9 protein-coding genes and 1 tRNA gene are annotated in these 9497 nt (G+C 28.8%); 8 read left to right on the forward strand and 2 right to left on the reverse strand.

What is annotated here, in order from left to right; translation table 11 throughout:
* Window positions 1-33 precede the first annotated feature (33 nt).
* Genes KQI42_RS18420 through KQI42_RS18430 form a run of 3 tightly spaced genes read left to right on the forward strand, consistent with a single transcriptional unit; the run spans window position 34 to window position 2818 of the window.
* Window positions 34-891 carry a hypothetical protein gene (locus KQI42_RS18420; RefSeq protein ID WP_216521899.1) on the forward strand — a complete coding sequence of 286 codons (858 nt, stop codon included), beginning with the start codon at window positions 34-36 and terminating at the stop codon, window positions 889-891.
* A 29-nt stretch (window positions 892-920) separates the two neighbouring features.
* Window positions 921-1763 carry an aminotransferase class IV gene (locus KQI42_RS18425; protein WP_216521900.1) on the forward strand — a complete coding sequence of 281 codons (843 nt, stop codon included), beginning with the start codon at window positions 921-923 and terminating at the stop codon, window positions 1761-1763.
* Window positions 1764-1795: 32 nt separating this feature from the next.
* Window positions 1796-2818, forward strand: coding sequence for a lysylphosphatidylglycerol synthase transmembrane domain-containing protein (locus tag KQI42_RS18430; protein ID WP_216521902.1), 1023 nt, complete (start codon window positions 1796-1798; stop codon window positions 2816-2818).
* Window positions 2819-2854: 36 nt separating this feature from the next.
* Here KQI42_RS18430 and pepT read toward each other — a convergent pair whose 3' ends face one another.
* A complete protein-coding gene (gene pepT / locus KQI42_RS18435) occupies window positions 2855-4087 on the reverse strand; it encodes a peptidase T (protein ID WP_216521904.1) in 1233 nt (410 codons plus the stop codon).
* Between the two features lie 1480 nt (window positions 4088-5567).
* On the opposite strand from pepT, the gene KQI42_RS18440 reads away from it, so the two are divergent.
* Both KQI42_RS18440 and KQI42_RS18445 read left to right on the forward strand, forming a co-directional pair.
* A complete protein-coding gene (locus KQI42_RS18440; RefSeq protein WP_216521906.1) occupies window positions 5568-5783 on the forward strand; it encodes a hypothetical protein in 216 nt (71 codons plus the stop codon).
* Window positions 5784-5883: 100 nt separating this feature from the next.
* The gene (locus KQI42_RS18445) at window positions 5884-6069 is read left to right on the forward strand and encodes an aspartyl-phosphate phosphatase Spo0E family protein (RefSeq protein ID WP_216521907.1); all 186 of its coding nucleotides are present in this window, start codon (window positions 5884-5886) and stop codon (window positions 6067-6069) included.
* Between the two features lie 21 nt (window positions 6070-6090).
* Here KQI42_RS18445 and KQI42_RS18450 read toward each other — a convergent pair whose 3' ends face one another.
* Complete coding sequence (locus tag KQI42_RS18450) at window positions 6091-6855, reverse strand: ZIP family metal transporter (RefSeq protein WP_216521915.1); 765 nt, start codon at window positions 6853-6855, stop codon at window positions 6091-6093.
* Window positions 6856-7165: 310 nt separating this feature from the next.
* Between KQI42_RS18450 and KQI42_RS18455 the strand changes: the two genes are divergently transcribed.
* The 3 genes from KQI42_RS18455 to KQI42_RS18465 all read left to right on the forward strand — a co-directional run bounded on the left by KQI42_RS18455 (window position 7166) and on the right by KQI42_RS18465 (window position 9424).
* Window positions 7166-8035 carry a DegV family protein gene (locus tag KQI42_RS18455; RefSeq protein WP_216521909.1) on the forward strand — a complete coding sequence of 290 codons (870 nt, stop codon included), beginning with the start codon at window positions 7166-7168 and terminating at the stop codon, window positions 8033-8035.
* 179 nt (window positions 8036-8214) lie between these two features.
* A complete protein-coding gene (locus tag KQI42_RS18460) occupies window positions 8215-9270 on the forward strand; it encodes an endonuclease/exonuclease/phosphatase family protein (protein ID WP_216521911.1) in 1056 nt (351 codons plus the stop codon).
* Between the two features lie 78 nt (window positions 9271-9348).
* Window positions 9349-9424, forward strand: a tRNA-Lys gene (locus tag KQI42_RS18465).
* The last annotated feature ends 73 nt before the right edge of the window (window positions 9425-9497 follow it).

Genomic DNA, 9497 nt, shown 5'->3' on the forward strand with positions numbered 1-9497 from the left:
CCTCTGGAAACAATATTTATGAGGTGATTTAAGATGAAAAATAGGAGAACTTTTTTTATATATTTAGTTACTATAATATTTTTGGTAGGATGCAAATCACAAAGGAATACAGGAGTTAAGTTTCAGCAGCAAGAGAGAGCACCTCAAAACCTAGTAGGTGTTAGTAAAGCTCTTGATAATATACTTAAAAGTATAGAGAAAGTTGAAAAGGCTCTTGAGGCACCAGAAACAGTAATAAAGATGGACAAAAAGAATGAAGAAAAATCCTCCGAAGGAACTTCGACCAGTAGTGAAACTGATAAAAAAAATAAAGAAAACCAAGAGAGCAAAAAAGGAGAAACTGGCAGTAAATCTTCTAACATAGATGAAATATTACTAGAAGAGTGGAAGAAAGTAGATAAAGAATTAGAAAATGCTCATCGACTGTGGAATGCATTTGAAGTTGAAGGTATGAAAAAAGGTGTCACTAAAGAAAGAGCAGATAAGTTTGAAGAAAGCTTAAATTTTTTTACGACAGCTATAGAAAAAAGGAATATTATTGATATTTATGATTATGGAAGTCAGTCTATGTCTAATCTTGGTCCAATGTATGATTTATATAGAGATGAAATAAAGGGAGAAATAAGTCGTATAAAGTATGCTGCTCATCAATGTTATTTAAGAGCTTCTCAAGGAAGAATTGAAGAATCTTTAACTTTATTAAATGGTACAGAAGAATATATAAATATAATGAGGCAAAAGATAGGAACAGATAACGTTAAAATAAAAGCTTTAGATAAAGTGGTCTTATCTATAGGAGATATGAGGAGCTCACTAAAGGAGAACAGTATTAAACTTTTTAGAATAAAAAAAGATATTATAATAAAAAACCTTGAAGACTTAGAAAAGTAAGAGTATATTAAAAGAAAAGGGGGATATTAATGAAAGCTGAAGCTATTAAAGAATATTACATTATAAATGGAGAGTTAAGAGATACTAATGATTTGGAAATATTTAGCAAAATTGAGAAACCACCTATTTATGAAGTTATCAGAGTTATAAAAAGAGTACCTTTATTTTTAGAGGATCATTTGGAAAGAATGTTTCAATCAGCTAATATAATTAATTACTCCATAGAGAGATCAGAAGCAGAAATTACAAGGGATATAAGAGAATTAATACACAAAAATCAAATAGACAATTTAAATATAAAGCTTATATCTACAGATGTGGAGAGAAATGGTAAAGTATTTTTAGCTTATTTTATTGAAAGCTTTTATCCTCCAGAAGAATATTATAGAGAGGGTATACGTACCATACTATTTCACTATGAACGAGAAAATCCTAATGCTAAAGTATTAATTTCCTCTTTTAAAGAACAGGTAGCTAAAGAATTAAAAGAAAAGGGTGCTTTTGAAGCCTTGTTAGTAAACAAGCATGGATATATACCTGAAGGAAGTAGATCTAATATGTTTTTTGTGAAAGGTGATAAGGTGTATACTGCCCCTAAAGGAGATGTACTTTTAGGAATTACGAGAAAACATATATTGAGTATTTGTAATAAACTTAATATTAAAGTAATAGAAGAGAATATTCATGTAGAAGACTTAAATTCATTGGATGGAGGATTTATGTCAGGAACTTCTGTTAATGTACTTCCTATAACTACAATTGATAATATAAAAATTGACTCTATTAATAATAAAATCATAAAAGAAATAAATAATACTTATGTAAGAGAAATAGAAAAATATATTAACAGCTATAATGGAAAATGGATATAAGTTAATATTAAAATAGAATGGTAGTGATAAAAATGAATGTAAAGAAGTTAAATCATATTTTCATTTTATTAATAATTTGTTTAACTCTTTATCTCGTAGTATACAGTAATAGTTTTGGAGATTTAACTAAAGTAATTAGGGAAACTAAAATAAGATATTTAGAAATAGCCTTAGTAATGATGATACTAGATTGGTTCTTTGACGGATTAGTACTTAATAATATAACAAAAACGGTTCATGGCAAGATTAATTATTTTAAGTCTTTGAAAATTGCAGTTATTGGCCAGTATTATAGTGCAATAACGCCTTTTTCAACTGGAGGACAACCAGTTCAGGTTTACTTAATGTCTAAAGATTCAATCTCTGTACCTAAAGGTTCTACTATACTATTTAATAAATTTATTATTTATCAAATGGCAGTAACATTTTATTCTTTAGTGATGTTTATATTTAAAATAGGATTTGTTTTAAGTGATGCTAAAGCAGCAGTACCCTTTGTAATAATAGGATTTATACTAAACTTAATAGTATTAATTGGTATAATACTATTATTCTATAGACCTAATTGGGTTAGACCTATTATATTATTTGGATACAAGTTAGTTCATAAAATAGGACTTGTTAAAAATTTAGATGAATTAACAGACAGACTTGATAAATCCATGGCTGAATATAATGAGAGTATTGAGAAGATAAAAGAGAATAAAAAGGAAAGTTTAAAATTATTGGTACTTACTCTTATTCAGTTAACTTGTTATTTTAGTATAACGTATTTTATTTATCTAGCATTAGGATTGGATGAGGCTTCATTTTTAGATATAGTTGCTATTCAATCTTTAGTGCATATGGCTGCTTCATATATACCTACTCCTGGAACTGCTGGTGCTTCAGAGGGAGGATATTATTTACTATTTAAACCTTTATTTACTAAGAATTTACTTGCCTATTCTATGCTGTTATGGAGGGCTATCAGTTATTATTTTAGACTAGTTGTTACTGGAATAGTAACTTTAATGGATATGATAATTAGAAGAAGAAAAAGTGCTGTGATATAGTGAGAATTTCTATAAATCATCAAAAATGCCCTTAGATTAGTCTAAGGACATTTTTTGTGCTAATTCTATAATTTTTAGAACAACTTCTACAGATTTTTCCATAGCAAATGTAGGTATGTATTCAAATTTACCATGGTAATTATGACCACCTGTGAAGATATTTGGACAAGGAAGTCCCATATAGGAAAGTCTGGCTCCATCAGTACCCCCTCTAATTGGAGTAATTAATGGTTGTATTCCTAAATCCTCCATAGCCTTTTTAGCAATATCTACTATATGCATAACAGGTTCAATTTTTTCTTTCATATTATAATAAGAATCTGTAATTTCTAAAGTAATTACATTATTATACTTATAGTTTAATAAGTTCACAATTTCAGTTAAAGTACTTTTTTTCCTTTCAAACTTATCTTTGCAATGATCTCTTATAATATAGGTAAAACTAGTTTCCTCTACAGAGCCATTAAAGTCAGCAAGATGATAAAAACCTTCATATCCTTCTGTATACTCTGGTCTCTCATTAACAGGTAGCATAGAATTAAGTTCCATACCAATTAACATAGAATTAGTCATTTTATTTTTTGCAGTTCCTGGATGAACATTTCTACCTTGTATAAATATTTTAGCTGTAGCGGCATTAAAATTCTCATATTCTAGTTCACCTATAGGACCTCCATCTAAAGTATATGCAAAATCTGCATTAAATTTTTCTACATCGAAATAATCTGCACCTCTACCAATCTCCTCATCTGGAGTAAAACCTATCTTTATAGTTCCATGAGGAATAAAGGGATTTTCTATTAGATATTCTATAGCTGTAATTATTTCAGCTATGCCTGCCTTATCATCAGCACCTAAAAGAGTAGTTCCGTCAGTAGTGATTAAATCCATACCAATATAATTTTTTATTTCAGGAAAATCTTTTGTCGACAAAATTATATTTTTTTCTTCATTAAGTAGAATATCTTCACCATCATAATTACTAATAATTTTAGGATTTACATTTTTTCCAGACATATCTGGGCTAGTGTCCATATGGGCAACAAAGCCTATAGTAGGTGTATTTTTATTAATATTTGAAGGAAGTGTAGCCATTACATAACCTCGTTGATCTACTGATACATCTTTAAGACCGATTTCCATTAATTCTTTTCCTAAAATTTTAGCAAATTCTAATTGATTATTGGTGCTAGGAACAGTATTAGAACTATCATCAGAAGTAGTTTCATATTTGACATAACGTAAAAATCTATCTATTACTTTAGACATATATTTACCTCCCATCTTTAATATATATATATTATATTATACAATATAATATATAATTATTTTAAAATTTCTGTCGAAAAATCTAAGAAATTAACTTCAACTTTACTATTTTCTCCAATAACCTTAGGTAATGGAAGAAAATAAGAGATTATTTAGAATAAAGGTTAATAATCTATATGAAAAATATTTATTATATTGATATAATTGTCAATGGACAAAGCAAGGGGGATTAACAAATGAAAAAGAAAAAGTATATCTTTTTATTGATGTTTATTATTATGAATTTGGCAATATTTAATATTGTAATAGCTTAAAATCAAGGTGAAATTATAGGATCGCATAGGACAAGCCTAACTATTAAAGACAATTTATATTAAAAGATTCAAGAGTTTGCATTAGAAAATAAAGAGCTAAGTAAGAGAATAGACGATGGAATTAAACTTTCCTGTAGAAGCAATAGACAAAGTGGATTATTCGGAATAGAAAAACTATTAGACATAGGGAAGTTGTTTACCTTAAAGAAAACAAAATAATCATTGATAAACAAAAGATAATATTACAATGTAGAAAATATTACAAAGCACTCATTTAAAGGGTGAGTACATATTATTATTTTTACATCCAAATATAGAGAAATTAGATAAGAATAAAGAGACTAAAATATTTGGTGAAGTTAGATAACATGTCTTAAAGTAAGGTCTGCTAAAGAAAATATAAGATTAGTAAAAAAGATAGAATTGAAAAGTGTAACCTTTTAGATCAAAAAGATTTGAGATTGAATAAAATAAGTATTGTTTTAATCCAAAAGGGAAACTAAATACTGCTTTATATCACACTGTGAAAAGTACACTAGACATATGGGGAGACGAATCCATCCATATATGAGAGATGCTATAATGCCCACTTGGTTTTCCATAGTTAATTCTGATGGAGATATTGAGAACAAAGGAAATCTTAAGTATGTAAAATATATATGTGAAAAAGGTTATAAAGTTTAGGTTTTAATTAGCAGTAGTTTTGATAAGGATCTTACTAAAAGCTTTTCATCTAGTAAAGAGGGAAAAATAAATTCTATCAGTTAGATACTAGTATACGCAGGTCTATATGATTTGGATTGAATAAATATTAACTTTGAAAATGTTTATTATAAAAATAGGATTTGTTAACTAGTTTTATAAAGGAGTTAACTTAAGAATTAAAGAAGTAAAATTTAATAATTTCAATTGACATGACGTGTTTATCTAATGGTTTGATACGATTTAAGTTTTATGATAGAAAAAGTTTATGTAAAATAGTTGACTGTGGATTATGCTGAAACAGCTAAAGAAAGTAAGTCAAGTAGATATGTTGACTCTATTAACTAGGTGAAAAAGGAATAAAAAATACAATAAATAGTGGCATACTAATATGTAAAATTTTATTAGGAATTTCTTTTTATACTAGGGAATGACAAGAATCTAAAGATAAAAAAGGTAAGGTTATGATAAATTTTAAGGCTCTATCTATGAAGGAAAGAATGGATAATTTTAAATGCAAACTTGTTTGGTTAGTAGAATGTGAACAAAATTATGTTGAATACATGAATAATCGAAGTGAGTATATGGTATGGATAGAAGATGAAAATTTTATTGAGTTGAAATCTTTTTTAGCACACAAATATGGCTTGAAAGGGGTTAGCTTTTGGAGAAAAGACTAAGTATATGGATTACTATAAATAAAATAGTAGACAGAGAAATGGTAGTCAAAAAAGCTAATAATTAATTTTATTATTAAGGATTAGGAAGGGAAAGAGAGAGATGAGTGAGTTTGAAATTTTGGAGCAATTAAAAAAAGAGATAGAAGAAAAGAGAATTAGATTAAATAGACTTGTGAATGGGGAAATAAATAAAGAGGAAGTTTTACGATTTAGTGAGGAGTTAGACTGTTTAATAAGTCAATATTGTGGTTTGGAACTTGTTGCAATCAGTGAAAAGAGCAGATAAGAAGTATCTGCTCTTTTTACTTTAACCTAAAGTTACGTCGAGAATCATCATTACTACAAAACCAATCATAATCCCATAAGTAGCTTCTCTTTCATGTCCACCTCTATGAGTTTCAGGAATGATTTCATCACTTATAACAAACAACATTGCTCCTGCTGCAAAGGCTAGAGTAAATGGGAGAATTGGTTGAAAAAATTTAACCATCCATAACCCTAAAAATCCACCTATAGGTTCTACTAAACCAGTAAGCAGGGCTATTAAGAAAGCCTTTTTTGAACTATAGTTTTCTCTAACTAAAGCTAGAGCTACAGCTAAACCTTCGGGCATGTTTTGGAGGCCTATTCCTATAGCTAATATTAGTCCATTGTTTATGTTATTATCTCCGAAACCTACTCCTACAGCTAATCCTTCGGGGAAATTATGTATGGTAATAGCTATGATAAATAACCAAATCCTTTTTAGAGATGCATTAATACCTTCCTGTCTATTGTCCAATAGGTGAACATGAGGTGAATATTTATCTGTTAAATCTAAAAAGATTCCACCAACTAAAATACCAGCACTTGTTATTAAAACTCCACTAAGTCCACCACCTGCATATTCTATACTGGGTATAATTAGAGAAAATGAAGTGGCGGCCAACATTACTCCTGCTGCAAAACCTAATAAAGCGTCTAACATCTTCTGTGAAATATTTTTCGTGAAAAAAATGGGTATAGCTCCTATTCCTGTCATTAACCCTGCTCCTATACTAGCTAACATTCCTACTAAAAAAGTATTTTCCATGATTGTCATAAATTTTTCCTCCTTTAGTGCCTATAAATTATATATACCCATTTTTTAAATATTTAATATTTCTATCCAAAAATGGGGAGAAGGATTAGAGTAGTTATTAAAAATATTAAAATGCCAATTATCCAATAAAAAGTTTTTTTACGTACGAATAGAAGTTTCATTAATACCACCCCTTAAAATTAATGGTAATATAATCTATTTATTCAACTAAGAATATATGACGGTATTTTAAAGATTAAGTTTTATTTATAACATACTAGTGGTATATTATAATAAAAGGAATAAATAAGGAGATGATATTATGGGAGTAAAAATACTAAGTGATAGTGCTTGTGACTTACCAGAGGAGATAATTAATGAGTATAATATAGATATATTACCTATAATTGTAATAAAAGACGAAAAAGAATATCTGGATAAAGTTACAATAGATCCAAATAAAATATATGAGGATATGCTAAAAGGAGAATCTTATAAAACAGCTCAAATACCACTTTATGTGTTTGAGGATAAGTTTAAGGAATACAGTAAAAGTGAAGATAGTATTATATACATAGCTTTTTCATCTGGTTTATCTGGAACTTATCAGACATCCTTAGTAGTTAGGGAAACAGTTAAAGAAGAATATCCAGATTTAGATTTAGAAATTGTTGATTCAAAATCTGCATCTATGGGATTTGGTTTACTAGTATATAAGGCAGCTAAAATGGCTAAAGAAGGTAAGACTAAAGACGAAATACTTAAAATGTTAGATTTCTACGTGGATCATATTGAACATATATTTACAGTAGATGACATTGAGTATTTATTTAGAGGGGGTAGAGTATCTAGAACTCAGGCCTTTGTAGGAAGCTTATTAAATATTAAGCCTATATTAGATGTCCAAGAAGGAAAATTAGTGCCTATAGAGAAGGTTAGAGGAAGAAATAAAGTATTTAAAACTATGCTGGAGATAATAGACAAAAGATCTGAAAATGCAGATTTGCAACATCAAATTATAGGAATTAGTCATGGTGGAGATATAGAAGCAGCAATGAAGATAAAGGCGATGATAGAAGAAAAGTTTGGATGCACTGATTTTGTTATAAATATTATTGGTTCTGCTATCGGAGCTCATTCAGGTCCAGGAACTTTGGCTTTATTCTTTTTAAATGAAAATTATGATAGTTAAAAAGGCCCTAGGCCTTTTTTATATTATAAGTTTAAGATAAGAATTTTGGGGTAATGAATAAATTATTGCTAAAAGTTGGCCTTATATTAATTGAACTAATTAATTTTCATGTATCTCTAATTATAAAGAGGTTATTTCGGAGTAAATTAAGAGAAATTTAGAAATAAAGAGGGGATAATATGGTTACTGCCAGAAAAGTAGGAATAATAATATTGATTATAGCTATATTATTTGGTTTATTTTTATTAATAATTACCATAACCAATTATAAACCTGAAGAAATTACTGAAATTATTATTAATAATAATCAAGGGAAAATAATTGACTCTAGTATTCCCTTAACTTGTACTAGCTTTAATATTGGTTATGGAGGGTTAGATGAGAATCAGAACTTCTTTGCAGATGGTGGTTCAAATTCAAGGGCTGCCAGTAGAGAAAAGGTAGTAGGGAATTTAAATGATATTATAGAATTATTAGATACAATTAACTCTGATTTCCTCCTATTGCAAGAGGTAGACTTTGATTCCAGCAGAAGTTATAAAATAGACCAGGTTAAATATTTTCAAGAAAAGTATCCAAATTATAGTTCTGTTTTTGGTATTAATTATAAAGTAGCTTGGGTTCCTGTACCCATTTTAAAACCTATGGGAAAGGCTTATTCAGGAATCTTAACTTTATCTAAATATCATGCTATAGATGCATTTAGAGTACAGTTACCTGGTACTGAAAAATGGCCTATTCAGCTATTTGAATTAGATAGATGTTTTATAGAAACTAGATTTCCTGTAAATAATGGAAAGGAGCTAGTTTTATTAAATAGTCATTTATCTGCCTTTGACAAGGGTGGAGTAATCAGACAGCAGCAACTTAACTATTTAAAGTCTTATATTGAGAACGAATATTTTAAGGGTAACTATATTATTGTAGGTGGAGACTGGAATCATAATTTACCCGATACTGATCCATATAGTTTTAATTCTACAGAAGAATGGCCTTTTTGGTTAGAAAATCTTCCTCAAGATTTTAAACCAAGGGGATTTAGCTGGGCAATAGATAAAGAAGTTCCAACGGTAAGGACCCTAGCTGAAGAGTATACTGATGGATATAATTTTTTAGCTGTTATAGACGGGTTTTTAATATCAGATAATGTTGAAGTGTTAGAAACTTATGCGATAGATAATAATTTTAGAAACAGTGATCACAATCCTGTAACTATAGAATTTTTATTAAAATAAATAAAAGATAATTTTTTTTAAAAACATGTAGACAAATCAACATTATCATAGTATAATAAATAATGTTGATTGAGTTTTGCACCTTTAGCTCAGTTGGCAGAGCAACTGACTCTTAATCAGTGGGTCCAGGGTTCGAATCCCTGAAGGTGCACCATTAAAGTCCTTGTAGCTACTCGGTTACAAGGTTTTTTTATATTTAGAATTAGTTTACATAATGTCGAATTGGG

Source organism: Tissierella simiarum, assembly GCF_018917865.1.
Classification (GTDB): domain Bacteria; phylum Bacillota; class Clostridia; order Tissierellales; family Tissierellaceae; genus Tissierella_C; species Tissierella_C simiarum.

Bases quoted from the DNA above. Each gene is read 5' to 3' on its own strand.
- KQI42_RS18420 (WP_216521899.1), top strand. From the start codon at position 34: ATGAAAAATAGGAGAACTTTTTTTATATATTTAGTTACTATAATATTT.
- KQI42_RS18425 (WP_216521900.1), top strand. From the start codon at position 921: ATGAAAGCTGAAGCTATTAAAGAATATTACATTATAAATGGAGAGTTA.
- KQI42_RS18430 (WP_216521902.1), top strand. From the start codon at position 1,796: ATGAATGTAAAGAAGTTAAATCATATTTTCATTTTATTAATAATTTGT.
- pepT (WP_216521904.1), bottom strand. From the start codon at position 4,087: ATGTCTAAAGTAATAGATAGATTTTTACGTTATGTCAAATATGAAACT.
- KQI42_RS18440 (WP_216521906.1), top strand. From the start codon at position 5,568: ATGATAAATTTTAAGGCTCTATCTATGAAGGAAAGAATGGATAATTTT.
- KQI42_RS18445 (WP_216521907.1), top strand. From the start codon at position 5,884: ATGAGTGAGTTTGAAATTTTGGAGCAATTAAAAAAAGAGATAGAAGAA.
- KQI42_RS18450 (WP_216521915.1), bottom strand. From the start codon at position 6,855: ATGGAAAATACTTTTTTAGTAGGAATGTTAGCTAGTATAGGAGCAGGG.
- KQI42_RS18455 (WP_216521909.1), top strand. From the start codon at position 7,166: ATGGGAGTAAAAATACTAAGTGATAGTGCTTGTGACTTACCAGAGGAG.
- KQI42_RS18460 (WP_216521911.1), top strand. From the start codon at position 8,215: ATGGTTACTGCCAGAAAAGTAGGAATAATAATATTGATTATAGCTATA.